At 70.2% G+C, this 17,297-nt stretch carries 15 protein-coding genes; 9 read left to right on the forward strand and 6 right to left on the reverse strand.

Annotated features, from left to right (window positions below):
* Window positions 1-193: 193 nt before the first annotated feature.
* Together dnaG and H288_RS0115715 are read right to left on the reverse strand one after the other, a co-directional pair.
* Window positions 194-2,083 (reverse strand): DNA primase, encoded by a 1,890-nt coding sequence (gene dnaG, locus H288_RS0115710; RefSeq protein WP_020093532.1) that lies wholly within the window; start codon window positions 2,081-2,083, stop codon window positions 194-196.
* Window positions 2,084-2,183: 100 nt separating this feature from the next.
* Window positions 2,184-2,645 (reverse strand): GatB/YqeY domain-containing protein, encoded by a 462-nt coding sequence (locus H288_RS0115715; RefSeq protein ID WP_020093533.1) that lies wholly within the window; start codon window positions 2,643-2,645, stop codon window positions 2,184-2,186.
* Window positions 2,646-2,837: 192 nt separating this feature from the next.
* On the opposite strand from H288_RS0115715, the gene carA reads away from it, so the two are divergent.
* Both carA and H288_RS0115725 read left to right on the forward strand, forming a co-directional pair.
* Entirely contained in the window at window positions 2,838-4,061 is a 1,224-nt protein-coding gene (gene carA, locus H288_RS0115720) for a glutamine-hydrolyzing carbamoyl-phosphate synthase small subunit (protein WP_020093534.1), read from the forward strand.
* Between the two features lie 185 nt (window positions 4,062-4,246).
* On the forward strand, window positions 4,247-4,624 hold the full coding sequence (locus H288_RS0115725; protein WP_020093535.1) for a hypothetical protein: 378 nt from the start codon (window positions 4,247-4,249) through the stop codon (window positions 4,622-4,624).
* 33 nt (window positions 4,625-4,657) lie between these two features.
* Here the strand turns inward: H288_RS0115725 and H288_RS0115730 are convergent, their stop codons facing one another.
* Window positions 4,658-5,047 (reverse strand): pseudoazurin, encoded by a 390-nt coding sequence (locus tag H288_RS0115730; protein ID WP_020093536.1) that lies wholly within the window; start codon window positions 5,045-5,047, stop codon window positions 4,658-4,660.
* A gap of 353 nt (window positions 5,048-5,400) precedes the next feature.
* Between H288_RS0115730 and carB the strand changes: the two genes are divergently transcribed.
* The 7 genes from carB to H288_RS0115765 all read left to right on the forward strand — a co-directional run bounded on the left by carB (window position 5,401) and on the right by H288_RS0115765 (window position 13,504).
* Window positions 5,401-8,874, forward strand: a complete 3,474-nt coding sequence (gene carB, locus H288_RS0115735) for a carbamoyl-phosphate synthase large subunit (protein ID WP_020093537.1) — start codon at window positions 5,401-5,403, stop codon at window positions 8,872-8,874.
* Between the two features lie 90 nt (window positions 8,875-8,964).
* Window positions 8,965-9,441 (forward strand): transcription elongation factor GreA, encoded by a 477-nt coding sequence (gene greA / locus H288_RS0115740; protein WP_170855149.1) that lies wholly within the window; start codon window positions 8,965-8,967, stop codon window positions 9,439-9,441.
* 4 nt (window positions 9,442-9,445) lie between these two features.
* Window positions 9,446-9,946 carry a hypothetical protein gene (locus H288_RS0115745; protein ID WP_020093539.1) on the forward strand — a complete coding sequence of 167 codons (501 nt, stop codon included), beginning with the start codon at window positions 9,446-9,448 and terminating at the stop codon, window positions 9,944-9,946.
* Between the two features lie 51 nt (window positions 9,947-9,997).
* Window positions 9,998-11,047, forward strand: a complete 1,050-nt coding sequence (locus tag H288_RS0115750) for a mitochondrial fission ELM1 family protein (protein ID WP_020093540.1) — start codon at window positions 9,998-10,000, stop codon at window positions 11,045-11,047.
* A gap of 14 nt (window positions 11,048-11,061) precedes the next feature.
* The gene (gene trxB, locus H288_RS0115755; protein ID WP_020093541.1) at window positions 11,062-12,042 is read left to right on the forward strand and encodes a thioredoxin-disulfide reductase; all 981 of its coding nucleotides are present in this window, start codon (window positions 11,062-11,064) and stop codon (window positions 12,040-12,042) included.
* 269 nt (window positions 12,043-12,311) lie between these two features.
* Window positions 12,312-13,202 (forward strand): LysR family transcriptional regulator, encoded by an 891-nt coding sequence (locus H288_RS0115760; RefSeq protein ID WP_012317569.1) that lies wholly within the window; start codon window positions 12,312-12,314, stop codon window positions 13,200-13,202.
* A gap of 41 nt (window positions 13,203-13,243) precedes the next feature.
* Complete coding sequence (locus tag H288_RS0115765) at window positions 13,244-13,504, forward strand: YARHG domain-containing protein (protein WP_020093542.1); 261 nt, start codon at window positions 13,244-13,246, stop codon at window positions 13,502-13,504.
* A 96-nt stretch (window positions 13,505-13,600) separates the two neighbouring features.
* On the opposite strand, the gene msrP is transcribed toward H288_RS0115765, so the two are convergent.
* The 3 genes from msrP to H288_RS0115780 all read right to left on the reverse strand — a co-directional run bounded on the left by msrP (window position 13,601) and on the right by H288_RS0115780 (window position 17,292).
* Entirely contained in the window at window positions 13,601-14,554 is a 954-nt protein-coding gene (gene msrP / locus H288_RS0115770) for a protein-methionine-sulfoxide reductase catalytic subunit MsrP (RefSeq protein ID WP_020093543.1), read from the reverse strand.
* Between the two features lie 158 nt (window positions 14,555-14,712).
* Entirely contained in the window at window positions 14,713-16,404 is a 1,692-nt protein-coding gene (locus tag H288_RS0115775; RefSeq protein WP_026604991.1) for an AMP-binding protein, read from the reverse strand.
* Window positions 16,405-16,557: 153 nt separating this feature from the next.
* Window positions 16,558-17,292, reverse strand: coding sequence for a hypothetical protein (locus tag H288_RS0115780; RefSeq protein WP_020093545.1), 735 nt, complete (start codon window positions 17,290-17,292; stop codon window positions 16,558-16,560).
* Between the last annotated feature and the right edge of the window lie 5 nt (window positions 17,293-17,297).

The following is a 17,297-nucleotide window of genomic DNA, read 5'->3' on the forward strand; positions in this document are numbered from 1 at the left end:
GCCTATTGTTTCGCACGCGGCGCGTAGCGGAGGCCCCGATGAGGCCGGTCCACGCCGTCGGCGCCGCTGTATGAGATCGGCGCCGGATCGCTCCGGTCGCCGTGAGTCGTCGGTTTCCGTATGCAAGCCCGAGGCTTGACCGATTGTTAACTATGGCGGGACACGTCACCCCGCCACCGCCATGACACAGGCATCACACGGCCGTCGAGTCGCTCGACACCGGTGCATCGGCCTCCGCCTCGGCGGCGATGACGGTTTCCAGCCTCGCCTTCACTTCGCAGAGCCATGCCCACCCGGCATCGGTCGGATCGTCCTCAAACGCCTGCCGTGCTTCGCGAAGTTCGCTATGTAGCGCTCCTGCCTGCCGGTGCAAGATCATCGCCTGTCGGAGCGCGTCTGCGCGGTGGGCAGGATCGGCGTGCGGGGCCAGGGTCGTGCGGTCCCGCGAGCGGGCCAGGGCGAGGATTCGGTCGGCCGCCCCTGTGAGTCCGGCGCGATTGATGCGGTTCTGCAACACCTCGGGCGCCGTGTCCTCGTCCTCGGCCGCGCAGGCCAGCAGGACCGACAGCAGCGCCCGGGCGTCGGGATCGGCGAAGTCGAGCTCGGCCGCCTCCTCGCCGAACTCCGCCATCATCTCGGGATGGGCCAGCAGGGTGCCGACGATCACCGCCTCGCGCACCGGGGCGGCGCCCGTGAAGCCCGCCGAGGCCGTCACCGAGGGACTCGGGCTCCCGGTGATGCGCGGCGAGACGGGCTCGCCGGGCCGGGCGAAGCGCTGGCGTCCGCGCGGGGCCGCGCCGGTGGCGCGGTTGGCGCGGGGCGACAGGCCGCGCAGGCGCTCCTCGACATCGTCGCGATAGTAGCGCCGCACGGTCTCGTCGCGGATCGTCGCGACGGTGGTGCGCAGGGTCTGGGTCAGGCCGGCGCGGCGCTCCGGCGTGTCGACCGGTCCCGCCTCGAGGGCGCGCCGCCACAGCAGCTCCGAGAGGGGAAGCGCGGCCGCGAGCACCTGGTCGATGGCCGTCGGGCCGCCCGAGCGCAGCAGGTCGTCCGGATCCTGGCCGCCCGGCAGCAGCGCGATCCGCAGCGAGCGGCCGGGCTCGAGGAGCGGCAGCGCGATGTCGAGGGCCCGGAAGGCCGCCCGCTGGCCGGCCTTGTCACCGTCGAAGCACAGGATCGGCTCGTCGGCGTGGCGCCAGAGCAGCCCGAGCTGGTCCTCGGTGAGAGCGGTGCCCAGCGGCGCCACCGTCTCGGGATGGCCCGCGAGCGTCATGGCGATGACGTCGACGTAGCCCTCCACCGCGATGATCGAGCCGCGATCATGCGCGGCCTTGCGGGCGCCGTGCAGGTTGTAGAGCGTCCGGCCCTTGTGGAAGAGCGGCGTCTCCGGCGAGTTGAGGTACTTGGCGCGCACCTCCTTGGCGAGCGCCCGGCCGCCGAAGGCCACGACCCGGCCGCGGGTGTCGGTGATCGGGAACATCACCCGGTCGCGGAAATAGTCGTAGGGGACGGAGACCCCCTCCCCCGCCGCGAGCAGGCCGAGTTCGACCATCAGCGCCTTCTCGACCCCCTGCCCGGCGAGGTGGTCGCGCAGGGCGTAGCGCTCGCCCGGCGCGTAGCCGAGGCGGAAGGCCCGCTGCGTCTCGTCCCGCAACCCGCGCCGCTCGAGATAGGCGCGGGCCTCGCTGCCCTGGCCCGACCGCAGGCGCTCCTCGAACCAGCGCGCGGCCATCTCCATGACCTCGATCGCCCCGGCCCGCTTCTGCTCGCTGGCCCGGTTGTCCTCGGTGGGCGCCGGCAGGCTGACGCCGGCCTCGCCCGCCAGCCGCTCGACCGCCTCGGGGAAGCTGAGGCCCTCCGTCTCCATCAGGAAGGTGAAGATGTCGCCGTGCTTGGAGGACGAGAAGCAGTGGTAGAACTGCTTCTGGTCGTTCACGTAGAAGGACGGCGTCTTCTCGGCGTTGAACGGCGACAGGCCGCGCCACTCGCGTCCGGCCTTCTTCAACTGCACGCGGCGGCCGACCACCGACGAGGCCGGCAGCCGGGAACGGATTTCTTCCAGGATGTGGGGCGGATAGCGCACGGGGCCTGGGACGGGTTGCGTGAACCCGCTCCTATAGCGCGAGAGGCGTGACCGAGTCCCTCACACGCCCGGAATCCGGTGGAGGATTGCGGGGAGAGGTTCAGCCCTTCGCCGCCAGCGCGGCCTTCACCAGGCCGCTCGCCTTGCCGAAATCCATGCGGCCCGCGAAGGTGCCCTTCAGGGCGGCGATCACCTTGCCCATGTCCTTCGGGCCGGCCGCGCCGGTCTCGAGGATCGCCGCCTCGACCGCGGCCTTCGTCTCGGTCTCGTCCATCTGCTTCGGCAGGAACGTCTCGACGATGGCGATCTCGGCGCGCTCGTTGGCGGCGAGTTCCGGCCGGCCGCCCTGCTCGTAGACCGCGGCCGATTCGGTGCGCTGTTTGATCATCTTCTGGAGCAGCGACAGGATCTCCTCGTCGGAGATCGGCTCCTTGCCGTTGCCGCGGGCCTCGATGTCCCGGTCTTTCAGGGCGGCCTGAATCATCCGGACGGTCGCCAGCCGCTCTTTGTCGCCGGCCTTCATGGCCTCCTTCATCTCGGTGGTGAAGCGCGCGCGCAGCATCTCGATGAACCTTCCAACGGTCGAAGCGGGGGGCTGGCCTGCGATTTGCGGGAGTTGAGCCCTGCCGGCAGCGGAGCCACATTGACCCCATCGCGGGCCGCTCGCTAAGAGCGCCGCACACGATCATGCCGCAAGCCGAGAGCGCCGCAACCCGGCGCCCGCCTTCGGCCGGACATAAGCGAGACTCAGCCCATGCTGCAAGACGCCGCCGCGCATGCCCCCGAGCCTCAGGCTCCCGAGCCCTGGGCCGAGCCCGTCGCGACGGCTCTGCTGGTGCTGGCCGACGGCACCATCCTGGAGGGATTCGGCATCGGCCAGACCGGCGTGGCCGACGGCGAGGTCTGCTTCAACACCGCGATGACCGGCTACCAGGAGATCCTGACGGACCCGTCCTATGCCGGCCAGATCGTCACCTTCACCTTCCCGCATATCGGCAATGTCGGTACTAACGACGAGGATCTGGAGAGCCTGGAGGCGGCACCGGCCTCGGGCGTCCGCGGCACCGTCATCGCTTCGGCGGTGACGAACCCGTCGAACTGGCGGTCCTCGTCGCATCTCGACGGGTGGCTCAAGGCGCGCGGCATCGTCGGCATCACGGGCGTCGACACCCGGGCGCTCACGGCCCGCATCCGCGACCAGGGCATGCCCAACGCCGTGATCGCCAACGATCCCCAGGGCAATTTCGACCGCGAGGCCCTCAAGGCCCGCGCGGCGGCCCTCGCGCCGATGGAGGGGCTGGACCTCGTTCCGCCGGTGACGAGCCGCGCGCCGTCGGAATGGTCCGAGACCGTCTGGGCGCTGGGCAACGGCTACGGCACGCGCGCACCCGGCGAGGGCCTCAGGGTCGTGGCCATCGATTACGGCGTGAAGCGCAACATCCTGCGCCTCCTCGCCCAGGCCGGCTGCGACGTCACCGTCGTGCCGGCCACCACGACGGCCGAGGAGATCCTGGCGCTGAAGCCGGACGGCGTGTTCCTGTCGAACGGCCCCGGCGACCCGGCCGCCACCGGCGCCTACGCGGTCCCGGTGATTCGCAAGCTCCTGGACGAGAAGGTGCCGACCTTCGGCATCTGCCTCGGCCACCAATTGATGGGTCTCGCCCTCGGCGGCCGGACCGTGAAGATGGGCCAGGGCCACCACGGCGCGAACCACCCGGTGAAGGATAAGACCACCGGCAAGGTCGAGATCGTGTCGATGAACCACGGCTTCGCGGTGGACCCGGACAGCCTGCCGGAGACGGCCGTGGAGACCCACGTGTCGCTGTTCGACGGCTCGAATTGCGGCCTGACCCTCACCGACCGCCCGGCCTTCTCGGTGCAGCACCACCCGGAGGCCTCCCCCGGCCCGCGCGACAGCCACTACCTCTTCGAGCGCTTCGTGACGCTGATGCGCTCGGGCGAACCCGAGCGCGCCTGACGCGTCGTCCTCGCGAGCGCCGCGGAGCCGCGGCGCGGCCTTTCAGTCCTGCGTCCCGACCCCAATCGGGCCGCGGCGGGGCCATAAAATCCGCCAGATCGGACGGCTTAAGGGAGCCCACGACGGCCCCTGAACGGCGGCGCATCCGCGCCCGGCGACGGCGGTCCGTCGCAGGGGATTGCCGGATGACCATCGACGAGGCGCGCGACGATTTCTCCCGCCTGCACCGCAGCTTCACCTTCCATCTCGGCGTCGCCGCGGGCCTGTCCTGGCTGACCGCCCTCTACGCCGCCGTCTACGCCCCCTGGGTGCGCAACATCCGGGCGCTGATCGATCCGACCGGCGGATTCGACCGCGTCGAGAGCACGGTGTCCTACCTCTTCGCCATGCCGGCGGTCCTCGCCCTCGCCTGGGTCTCGGTCTATTTCGGCCGCGAGGCCCTGCGCCGCGCGCAGACGCTCTCGAACGTCGCCGTGGAGTTCGCGGCCGCCGCATTGGTGGCCTTCGGGGTGTTCTACCTCTCGATCGACCGGGCGGTCGCCGCGCTCCACGCCGGCTTCTGAGACGGATCGGGGCGGCCAGCGCCGCCCCGGCGCCTACTGAACTTTCTCGAACAGCGGCTCGAACCGCTTGGCGGCCAGCTTGTTCTGCGGCACCGCCCGGGCCGCCTCCAGGTTCTCGGGCCTGTCGCCGACCTGGACGAGGCCGACCATCCCCATGATGTAGTGCGGCGAGCACTTGATGCCGTAGAGGCCGGGCTTGTCGAAGGTCACGGCCTCCTCCTTGCCGACCACCGTCTTGAACGGCGCCGCGCCCTCGGGCGCCATCCCCTTGATCAGCTCGGCATTGTGACCCTTGTCGGCCGGCACGAACCGCACCGTGTCGCCGGGCTGGATTTTCACGAAGGCCGGGTCGAAGACCATCATCCCGCCCGGACCGCTGTTCAAAGTCTTGATGGCGACCTCCGAAGCGTTCGCGCCCGTCATCGAGCCGATCAGAAGTATCGCGAAGAGTGTCGCTAGCCTGAGCATTTTCGGTCTCGAACGATGATGATGTCGATCGGCGCGCTGGCCGATCCATCGGAGCTTAAGGTCCGGCGTCAATCTCCTGCAAGAAATCGATGAATTCTTTTGAGAATTTATAAATCCTCCAAATCGAAGGATCGATGCCGCATCCATGCGCCGGGCGCGCGGCCAGACTGCGCGGTTGTCCCGGCCTTCCAATGCGCCCGTCGCCCGTGTAAACGCGGGGCTCAACGACATTCCCGCCACGCGCGTCCGGGAGCAGGGCTCACTCGAGCCGTGCCCGATCGGGCGCGCTTGGCCTGAGAAGGCCCACGATGCCCAAACGCACCGACATCTCCTCGATCCTGATCATCGGTGCGGGTCCGATCATCATCGGACAGGCCTGCGAGTTCGATTATTCCGGCACCCAGGCCTGCAAGGCGCTCCGCGAGGAGGGCTACCGCATCGTCCTGGTGAACTCGAACCCCGCGACCATCATGACCGACCCGGACATGGCGGACGCGACCTACGTCGAGCCGATCACCCCGGAGATCGTCGCCAAGATCATCGAGAAGGAGCGCCCCGACGCGATCCTGCCCACGATGGGCGGCCAGACGGCGCTCAACTGCGCCCTGTCGCTGCAGAAGATGGGCGTGCTCGCGAAGTACGGCGTGCAGATGATCGGCGCCACCGCCGAGGCCATCGACAAGGCCGAGGACCGGAGCCTGTTCCGCGACGCCATGACCAAGATCGGGCTCGACACCCCGAAATCGGCGCTCGCCAACGCGTCCGCCGCCAAGAAGGCGGACCGTCAGGCCTACCTGGCCGAGATCGCCAGGATCGAGGCGGCGAACAGCGATCCGGCGGCGCGCCAGACCGCGCTGGCGGCCTACGAGAAGAGCTGGGCCGCGGGTGAGACCGAGCGGCGCAAGCGCTACGGTGAGCACGCGATCGGGCAGGCGCTGATCGCGCTGGCCGAGGTCGGCCTGCCGGCGATCATCCGGCCGTCCTTCACCATGGGCGGCACCGGCGGCGGCATCGCGTACAACCGCGAGGAGTTCCTCGACATCGTCGAGCGCGGCATCGACGCGTCGCCGACCAACGAGGTGCTCATCGAGGAGAGCGTGCTCGGCTGGAAAGAGTACGAGATGGAGGTCGTCCGGGACCGGAACGACAACTGCATCATCGTCTGCTCCATCGAGAACATCGACCCGATGGGGGTCCACACGGGCGATTCGATCACCGTCGCGCCGGCGCTGACGCTCACCGACAAGGAATACCAGGTGATGCGCGACGCATCGCTGGCGGTGCTCCGCGAGATCGGCGTCGAGACCGGCGGCTCGAACGTGCAGTTCGCGATCAACCCCGAGAACGGGCGCATGATCGTGATCGAGATGAACCCGCGCGTCTCGCGCTCCTCGGCCCTCGCCTCCAAGGCCACCGGCTTCCCGATCGCCAAGGTCGCGGCCAAGCTCGCGGTCGGCTACACGCTCGACGAGATCGCCAACGACATCACCGGCGGCGCGACCCCGGCCTCGTTCGAGCCGACGATCGACTACGTCGTCACCAAGATCCCGCGCTTCGCCTTCGAGAAGTTCCCGGGCGCCGAGCCGACGCTCACCACCGCCATGAAGTCGGTGGGCGAGGCCATGGCGATCGGCCGCTGCTTCGCCGAGTCGCTGCAGAAGGCCCTGCGCTCGCTCGAGACCGGCCTGACCGGCCTCGACGACATCGAGATCGAGGGGCTCGGCAAGGGCGACGACCACAACGCCATCAAGGCGGCGATCGGCACTCCGACCCCGGACCGGCTGCTCAAGGTCGCGCAGGCCCTGCGGCTCGGCGTCAGCCACGAGCAGGTCTACGCCTCCTGCAAGATCGACCCGTGGTTCCTCGAGCAGCTCCAGGCGATCATCGACCTCGAGAACCGCGTGAAGGCCCACGGCCTGCCGAAGACGGCCGGCGCCTTCCGCCAGCTCAAGGCCGCCGGCTTCTCGGATGCCCGCCTCGCGGTGCTGGCCAAAACCGACGAGGCCGCCGTCAGCGCGGCCCGGCGCGCCCTGGCGGTGCGGCCGGTCTACAAGCGGATCGACACCTGCGCGGCCGAGTTCAAGTCGCCCACCGCCTACATGTACTCGACCTACGTGGCGCCGTTCGCGGGCGCGGTCGTGGACGAGGCGGAGCCCTCGGATCGCAAGAAGGTCGTGATCCTCGGCGGCGGCCCGAACCGGATCGGCCAGGGCATCGAGTTCGATTATTGCTGCTGCCACGCCTGCTTCGCGCTGTCGGACGCCGGCTACGAGACCATCATGGTCAACTGCAACCCGGAGACGGTCTCGACCGACTACGACACCTCGGACCGGCTCTACTTCGAGCCGCTGACCGCCGAGGACGTGCTGGAGATCATCGAGACCGAGCGGCAGGCCGGCACCCTGCACGGCGTGATCGTGCAGTTCGGCGGCCAGACCCCGCTGAAGCTCGCCCGCGCCCTCGAGGCCGCCGGCGTGCCGATCCTCGGCACCTCGCCCGACGCGATCGACCTCGCCGAGGACCGGGACCAGTTCAAGCGGCTCCTCGACAAGCTCGCGATGAAGCAGCCGAAGAACGGCATCGCCTACTCGGTCGAGCAGAGCCGGCTGGTGGCCGAGACGCTCGGCCTGCCCTTCGTGGTCCGCCCGAGCTACGTGCTCGGCGGCCGCGCCATGGCGATCATCCGCGACGAGACGCAGTTCGCCGACTACCTGCTCGACACGCTGCCGAGCCTGATCCCCTCCGAGGTGAAGGCCCGCTACCCGAACGACAAGACCGGCCAGATCAACACGGTGCTGGGCAAGAACCCGCTCCTGTTCGACCGCTACCTGTCGGACGCGGTCGAGGTCGATGTCGACGCGGTCTGCGACGGCAAGGACGTGTTCATCGCCGGCATCATGGAGCACATCGAGGAGGCCGGCATCCATTCCGGCGATTCGGCCTGCTCCCTGCCGCCGCGCTCGCTCTCGGCCGAGATCGTGGACGAGCTGGAGCGGCAGACCAAGGCCATGGCGCTGGCGCTCAACGTCGTCGGCCTGATGAACGTGCAGTACGCCATCAAGGACGGCACGATCTACGTGCTGGAGGTGAACCCCCGCGCCTCGCGCACGGTGCCGTTCGTCGCCAAGGTCATCGGCGAGCCGATCGCCAAGATCGCGGCCCGGATCATGGCGGGCGAGCCGCTCGCGACCTTCGGCCTGAAGCCCAAGACCCTGCCGCACATCGCCGTGAAGGAAGCGGTCTTCCCCTTCGCCCGCTTCCCCGGCGTCGACGTGCTGCTCGGACCGGAGATGCGCTCCACCGGCGAGGTGATCGGGCTCGACGCCAGCTTCGGCGTGGCCTTCGCCAAGAGCCAGCTCGGCTCGGGCACCCAGGTACCGAAGGCGGGGGCCGTCTTCGTCTCGGTGCGGGATGCCGACAAGGCCCGCATCCTGCCGACCATGAAGCTCCTGTCCGATCTCGGCTTCACCATCCTGGCGACCGGCGGCACGCAGCGCTACCTCGCGGAGAACGGCGTTCCGGCAGAGCGGATCAACAAGGTTCTGGAGGGCCGGCCGCACGTGGTCGACGCGATCAAGAACGGCGGGATCCACCTCGTCCTGAACACCACCGAGGGGGCCGGCGCCCTGTCGGACTCGCGCTCGCTCCGGCGCGCGGCCCTCTTGCATAAGGTGCCGTATTACACCACTCTAGCCGGCGCGATGGCCGCGGCCGAGGGGATCAAGGCCTATCTAGAAGGCGATCTCAAGGTCCGCGCGTTGCAGGAATACTTCGCGGCCTGAACCTCAGGGTTCCGCTGACTTCATTTCATGGCCCGGGGAGAGTGCTGCACTCTCGGCCGGGCCTCTTCATTGTGGCGCGAGACGATGGCGATAGACAAGGTTCCGATCACGGTGCGCGGGCTGGCAGCCCTCGAAGAGGAGCTGAAGCACCGCCAGCAGGTGGAGCGCCAGCGCATCATCCAGGCGATCGCGGAGGCCCGCGCGCTCGGCGACCTGTCGGAGAACGCCGAGTACCACGCCGCCAAGGAGGCGCAGTCCCACAACGAGGGCCGCGTCCTCGAACTGGAGAGCATGATCGCGCGGGCCGAAGTGATCGACGTCACGAAGCTCTCGGGTGACAGGATCAAGTTCGGCGCCACCGTGAAGCTCGTCGACGAGGACACGGAGGAGGAGAAGACCTACCAGATCGTGGGAGAGCCGGAGGCCGACGTGCGCTCGGGCCGGGTCTCGATCACCTCGCCGATCGCCCGCGCGCTGATCGGCAAGGGCGTCGGCGACACGGTCGAGGTCACCACGCCCGGGGGCGGCAAGTCCTACGAGGTCGTCGCCGTCCAGTACGGCGGCTGAGCCGATGCGCCCGCGTACGTGGGGCCGGCTCGCCGGCCTGCTCCTCGGTGCCGTCGCGGGGTCCGCGGCGGCGAGCGACTTTCCGCCGACTCCGGTCTTCTCCGACGTCAGGGTCGACGTGCGGCCGCTCCTGAACAAGGGCGCGGGGCTGCAGGCCGAGGCGCTGGCCGGCGACCTGACCGACGCCCTGCGGAAGAACTTCGCCGGTCGGATCGGCGGCCGCGGGCCGCGCCTCGTCGTGGTCGTGACGAGCCTGTCGCTCCGGCCCTATGTCGGCAGCGGCTCCCTGCGCGGCCTGGGCGGCAACTTCGAGACCGACTACATGGAGGGCGAGGCGCTGCTCGTCGGGCCCAAGGGGCAGGTGCTCGGGCGCTACCCGCAGATGACCGCGACGCCGTCGAGCTACGGCGGCGCGTGGTACGATCCGCAATTCGAGCAGCGCCGGCTCGCCGCCATCGCCGACATCTACGCCCAGTGGCTCGCCCGCGACCTGCCGCGGGATTAGAAGGCGGCCGCCGGCCCCGGTCGGCAGCGTGGGGCGTATCCGGTGAGGAGCATGGCAAGCATCGACGTGTCGGAGGCGCAGAGCGCGCCGGTCAGCAATTCGGACCCGCGGCGCGAGCGCCTGCCCGAGCTCGCCCGCGCCCGCGCCTGGATCGTCACGGACGGCAAGGCCGGCGACGAGAACCAGTGCGTCGGCATCGCCGAGACCCTGGGTCTCGACTTCGAGATCCGGAAGGTGCCGGCCTCAGGACCATTCGGCTGGATGGCGCCCTGGGGGCCGATCGACCCGCGCGAGGGCCCGCGCCGCCGGGCCGGCGCCCTGTCGGGCCCCTACCCCGACATCCTGATCGCCTCCGGCCGCCGGTCGGTCCCGTACCTGCGGACCGTGCGGCGCGCGACCGGCGGCCGGACCTTCACGGCCTTCCTGAAGGATCCGCGGACCGGCGCCGACAGCGCCGACTTCATCTGGGTGCCGGATTACGACGATCTGCGCGGTCCCAACGTCTTCACCACGCTCACGGCGCCGCACCTCGTCACCGCGGCGCGCCTGGCCGCGGCCCGGGCCCGGCCGGATCCGCGGCTCGCGCGCCTCGACGGCCCGCGGGTGGCGGTGCTGGTCGGCGGCGACAGCCGTCACCTGAGCTACCGCAAGACCGACATGAACCGCCTCGTGGAGGATCTGCGCGGGCTGGCCGCGCAGGGCTGCCGGCTGATGGTGACGATCTCCCGCCGGACGCCGAACCCGCTCCGCGACGCCGTGAAGGTGCTCGCCGCCGAGACTGGTGGGTTCCTCTGGGACGGGAGCGGCGACAACCCCTACGTGGCCATGCTGGCGCTCGCCGAGGCGATCGTCGTGACCTCCGACTCGGCCAACATGGTGAGCGAGGCGGTGTCCACCGGCGCGCCGGTCCTGCTGTTCGACCTGCCGCGTACCTATATCCGGCATCGGCGCATGTTCGCCGGGCTGGCGATCGCCGGGGCGCTGCGACCGTTCACCGGTCAGTTGGCAGATCTGACGTACAAGCCGATCGATGCGACTCCGGTGATCGCCCGGGCGCTCGCCGACGCCTATGCCGCGCGCCGCGCGGCCGGACCGGCCTGAGGAGACCGAGACAGATGGCCCACACCCACGCCAAGCTCGTCATCATCGGCTCGGGACCCGCCGGCTACACGGCGGCGATCTACGCCGCCCGCGCCATGGTCGAGCCGCTGCTGATCTCCGGCTTCCAGCCGGGCGGCCAGCTCATGATCACCACCGATGTCGAGAACTACCCGGGCTTCGCCGAGGCCATCCAGGGCCCCTGGCTGATGGAGCAGATGCGCCTCCAGGCCGAGCACGTCGGTACCCGGATCGTCTCGGAATACATCACGAAGGTCGATCTCAAGCAGCGGCCGTTCCGCCTCGAGGCCGATTCCGGCGAGACCTACTCGTGCGACGCCCTGGTCATCGCCACCGGGGCGCAGGCCAAGTGGCTCGGCATCCCGTCCGAGGCGGCGTTCCAGGGCGGCGGCGTCTCGGCCTGCGCGACCTGCGACGGTTTCTTCTTCCGCGGCAAGGACGTCGTGGTGGTCGGCGGCGGCAACACCGCGGTCGAGGAGGCCCTGTACCTCGCCAACATCGCCAGCAAGGTGACGGTGGTCCACCGCCGCGACAGCTTTCGCGCCGAGCGGATCCTTCAGGAGCGCCTGTTCAAGCACCCGAACGTCGAGGTGCTGTGGCACCGCGAGATCGCCGAGATCTGCGGCGTGCAGAAGCCGGCACCGAACGTGACGCACGTCCGTCTCAAGGATCCGCGCTCGGGCGAGATCAGCGAGGTGAAGGCCGACGGCGTGTTCGTGGCGATCGGCCATCAGCCGGCGACCGCCATCTTCGAGGGGCAGCTGCCCATGCGCCACGGCGGCTATCTCACCGTGAAGCCCGGCACGACCGAGACCGAGATCCCGGGCGTGTTCGCCGCCGGCGACGTCACTGACGACGTCTACCGCCAGGCGATCACCGCCGCCGGCATGGGCTGCATGGCGGCGCTGGAGGCGGAGAAGTTCCTGGCCAATCTCGAGATCGGTGAGAGCCCGGTCCAGGCCGCCGCGGCGGAATGACGGCCGGACGGGCCTCCGCACCTCCCGCGCGAAGCCGTCAGGCCCCGCATTTCAACAAGTTCGCGCTGCTTATGCTTGCGCAGGACCATGCGCCGTGTGCATAGGAGTGCTGACTGCGCCGGGATGCACCGATTGCATGCCCGCGCGGTGTCGGGAGCGGCCATCCGCACGCGGCACCGCGCAGTTCGCCCGGTGATCTGCCCGCCGCTTCGCGCCCCTTCTCCACCCCGGGCGCGACCCGCGGGCGCGCGCTGGTAGGGGTTCTCGCCTTGGACTGGGACAAGATCCGGATCTTCCTCAACGTCGCGGAGGCGGGGAGCTTCACCAAGGCGGGTGACGATATCGGGCTCAGCCAATCGGCGGTCAGCCGCCAGATCAGCGCCCTGGAGCGCGAGCTCAAGGCGCCGCTCTTCCATCGCCACGCCCGCGGCCTCCTGCTCACCGAGCAGGGCGACCTGCTGTTCCGCGCCGCGCGGGACATGAAGCTGCGCCTGGAGAATACCCGGGCGCGCCTCGTCGAGACCTCCGAGCGGCCGACCGGCGACCTCAAGGTCACCACCACGGTCGGCCTCGGCACGTCCTGGCTGTCGCAGCGGGTCGGCGAGTTTCTCGACCTCTACCCGGACGTGCGCATCGAGCTGATCCTCACCAACGAGGAGCTCGATCTGGCCATGCGCGAGGCCGACGTGGCGATCCGCATGCGCCGCCCGGCGCAGCCGGACCTGATCCAGCGGCGGCTGTTCACCGTGCACTACCACGCCTTCGCCAGTCCGGATTACGTGAAGCGGTTCGGCGAGCCCAAGACCATCGAGGAGCTCGACGACCACCGCCTTGTCTCCTTCGGCGGCAACGAGCCATCGTACCTGCTGGCCGCCCACTGGCTCGCCGATGCGGGCCGCGAGGGCCGCGAGCGTCGCCAGGTCCACCTGACGGTGAACAATATCGGCGCCCTGCAGCGCGCCATGGAGGCCGGCGCCGGCATCGGCATCTTGCCCGATTACGCGGTGGATGGCGGCCAGCAGCTCGTGCAGGTGCTGCGCGAGACCGAGATGCCGAGCCTGGAGAGCTACCTCGTCTACGCCGAGGAGATGCGCTCGGTCGCCCGGGTGCAGGCGTTCCGCGACTTCCTCGTCTCGAAGGCGCAGCGCTGGACCTACTGAGCATCCGATGGTTGGATCCGGCTCCTCACGGAGACGATTCGATGCGCGCTGCTCTCTACGCTCTGATCCTCGTCGCGGGCTCCACCGGCGCGATGGCGGATGACTGCGCGGAAGCTTGGTACCAACGCAACCTGATCTACAAGCAGGCCGGCTACTGCTTCACCACGCCGCGCGCGGTCCGGACCTTCGGCAACGCCGATTGCCGGTTCGACGCCATGGATCGCGTGCCGCTCTCGCGCCAGGAGCAGGCGACGGTGGCGGATCTGCAGGCCTTCGAGCGGGCCCATGCCTGCCCGCGCTAGGCCGCGGATTGTCGACCTCGTCGGCCGGGCAGCGTAGGAGCCGCGTCGTCGCTGCGGAAGCCGCGCCAGATCAGCGCGGCTCCGGCAGGCCCGTGCTCACACGAACAGGCGCTCGCCTTCGAGGCCCTTGTAGAGGCCGGCGACCTGCTCGCTGTAGCCGTTGTAGATCAACGTCGGTACGCGCTGATCGGTGCCGAGGACGCGCTCGGTCGCCTGGCTCCAGCGCGGGTGCGGCACGGCCGGGTTCACGTTGGCCCAGAAGCCGTACTCCGAGGCCTGCAGGCCCTCCCAGAAGGTCTTCGGCCGGTCGGCCGTGAACGAGATCTTCACCAGCGACTTGGCCGACTTGAACCCGTACTTCCACGGCACCGCGACGCGGATCGGCGCCCCGAACTGGTTGGGCAGCGGCTTGCCGTAGATCCCCGTGACCATGAAGGCGAGGTCGTTCCCGGCCTCAGCCAGGGTCAGGCCCTCCGTGTAGGGCCAGGGATAGAAGAACGCCCGCTGGCCGGGCGCCATCGCCTTGTCCATGAAAGTCTCGAAGCGGATGTACTTCGCGCCGGAGGCGGGCTTGGCCAGCGCCACGAGCTTCGCCAGCGGGAATCCGGTCCAGGGCACCGCCATCGACCACGCCTCGACGCAGCGGTGACGGTAGAGACGCTCCTCCAGGCCGACCTTCCGGATCAGGTCGTCGATGCCGATCTCGAACGGCTTCTCGACGAGCCCGTCGATCTTCAGGGTCCAGGGCTGCGTCTTGAGGGCGTTGGCCGCCGGCAGCACCGTCTTCGACGTGCCGAACTCGTAGAAATTGTTGTAGTCGGCGCTGAAGCGCTCCGGGGTCAGGGGGCGGTCGAGCGTGTAGGCGGGGTTCTGCGGCGCCGGGTAGAGCGGCTGGTCGCCCGCCGCCGCGAGGGCCGCGCGCCCACCCAGGAGCGAGCCGGCCGCGAGCCCGGCCGCGCCGCCGATCAGGGCCCGCCGATTGAGGAACACGGCTTCCGGCGTCGCCAGATGCTCCGGAATCTCCCAGCCGCGCCTGCGCTTGATCAACATGGCCGTCTCCTCGGATCTCCTGCCTGCACAACCCACAGATCGGCCGCGGCCGACAGGGGCGCAAGCGCCGCAGCCTCACCTTTCGGCGAACGGCGCGCAGGAGTTACGCCGCCCGTGAGCGGCACCGGGACGCAGGCCGTCCGCCGCGCGGACGACGCTCAGGCCGGCGGCGTCTCGTCGCGCAGCATCCGCCGCAGCACCTTGCCGACATTGGTCTTCGGCAGGGTCTCGTGGAGCACCACGCGGCGGGGAACCTTGTAGCCGGTGAGCTGGGTGCGGGCATGCGCCCGCAGGATATCGGTGGAGACCGACGGGTCCTTCAGGACCACGTGGGCCACCACCATCTCGCCCGTCTCCTCGCTCGGCGCGCCGACCACCGCGCATTCGAGCACGGCCGGGTGGGCCGCCAGCACGTCCTCGACCTCGTTCGGATAGACGTTGAAGCCGGAGACGAGGATCATGTCCTTCATCCGGTCGACGATCCGGACCTGGCCGTCCGCCTGCAGGATCGCGACGTCGCCCGTCCGGAAGAACCCGTCCGCGGTCATCGCCCGCGCGGTCTCCTCCGGCCGATTCCAGTAGCCGCGCATCACCTGCGGGCCGCGCACGCAGATCTCGCCCGGCTGCCCGGCCGGGAGGGGTTCGCCGGAGACGGCGCGGATCGAGACCTCCGTGGAGGGCAGCGGGTAGCCGATCGTGCCGGAGAAGTCGCGCATGCCCCGCGGGTTGACGCACACGACCGGCGAGGTCTCCGACAGGCCGTAGCCCTCGATGATCGTGTTGCCGGTCAGGGCCTTCCAGCGCTCGGCCACCGCCCGCTGGACGGCCGTGCCGCCGCCGACCACGAAGTCGAGGTGGGCGAAATCCACCGTGCCGATCTTCGGATGGTTGATCAGGACGTTGAACAGCGTGTTCACGCCCATCAGGTGGGTGAAGCGCGTGCGGCTCAGGGTCTTGACCATGCCGTCGCAGTCGCGCGGATTGGGGATCAGCAGGCAGGAGCCGCCGCTGCGCATGAACTGGAAGAAGCACGCGGTGAGCGCGAAGATGTGGTAGAGCGGCAGCGCCGTGACCACGCAGCGCGCGACGCTCGGATCCTTCGAGTTGAACCAGAGCTGCGACTGCTCGACGTTCGCCATGATGTTGCGGTGGCTCAGCATCGCCGCCTTGGCTATGCCGGTGGTGCCCCCGGTGTATTGCAGGAAGGCGAGGTCCTCCGGGTCGACCGCGGCGGACGCGCGCGGCATCGTCCGGCCCTGGCGGAGCACGGTGGCGAACGGGATCGCCAGCCCTTCCGGCAGGCGGAACGGCGGCACCGCCTTGCGGACGTGCCGGCTCGCGAGGTTGATCACCCGCCCCTTCAGCCCCAGCCCGTCGCCCGGACCCACGAGGACGACCCGCTCCAGGGCCACGTCCGGCAGCGCCGCCGCGATGGTGGCGCCGAAATTCTCCAGGACGATCAGGATCCGCGCGCCGGAATCGTTGATCTGCTGCACGCATTCCCGGGGCGTGTAGAGCGGGTTGGTGTTGACCACCGTTCCCCCCGCCAGGAGGACGCCGAAGATCGCCACGGCGTAGGCTGGGACGTTCGGCAGCATGATCGCCACGCGGTCGCCCTTCGCCAGACCCTGTCCGCGCAGCCAGGCCGCGAGGTCGCGCGCCTGCTGGCCGAGGGTCGCGTAGGTCATGGTCGAGCCGAAGCACAGCATCGCTGGCCGGCTTGCGAAGGCGGTCACGCTGGTCTCGAACAGGTCGACCAAGGTCCCGAGGCCCGCGACGTCGATCTCCGCCGGCACGCCGGGCGGATAGAAGGGCAGCCAGGGCCGGTCGGAGGCCCCGTGGCCCGGCATCGCTCCGGCCGTGGCGGCTCGAGCGCCGTGCTCCATCACGTTCGCCTCATGCATCGCGATGCCTCCCGCGGGCCCGACTCTCGGGGGCCGAGTCCCGCAACGCCTGTCGCGCGGACTCTGCGGGAACGGAGGCCGGCCCGCAAGGCAGGGGGGTCAGAGGGCTGGACGATGCCGGCGCAATGTCGCCAGCACGGTGTGGGGCAGGGCCGCCGCGATCAGCAGGCCGGCGGCGAGCGCGGCCTCCTCCGGCCGCATGGCCCGCCGGGGCCAGGGGCCGACGCCCAGGTCGCCGGCGAGGCCGATCAGGATCGCGCCGAGCCACAGGGTCAGGAAGGCGAGCGCGCCGTAGCCGACCCGGCGCAGCCGCGGCCGCAGGGGCCGGTTGGCCGCGACCGCGAACAGGCCGAGGACGCCGCCGAACGTCAGCGCGCCCACGGCGGCGCCGAGCCCGTAGGCCAACCACAGGGGCTGGTGGGTGAGGAAGGCCATGCCCCCAGTGGCGAAGGCGCCGCGCAGGACGAGGCCGCCGAAGGTCGGGTAGAGCCCGGCGGCGAGGAGCGCGGCCGCGCCCGCCAGTCCGAACACGATCCGGCGCGGCGCGGAGCCCGGGCCCGGGCCCGTCGCCACCCGCGCGAGGTGGCCGAGCCCGTAGACCAGCGCGAAGGCGAAGAGCGGGTAGCGGGCGATGAAGTAGCCGAAGATCCAGGGCTCGAGGGCCTCCGGCACGGCGTCGCGCTGGCTCAGGCCGGTCGCCGCGACGAGAGCCAGGGCGGCCAGCATGGCGAGGATCGGCCCCGCCGCCGTCAGGACGCCGCTCGTGCGGCCTCCGGACGTCCCGGCGCACGGGGGGCCGACCCGGTCGAGCGCGGCGTTGGCGTGTGCGGCCATGTTGG

Source organism: Methylobacterium sp. 285MFTsu5.1, from assembly GCF_000383455.1.
Classification (GTDB): domain Bacteria; phylum Pseudomonadota; class Alphaproteobacteria; order Rhizobiales; family Beijerinckiaceae; genus Methylobacterium.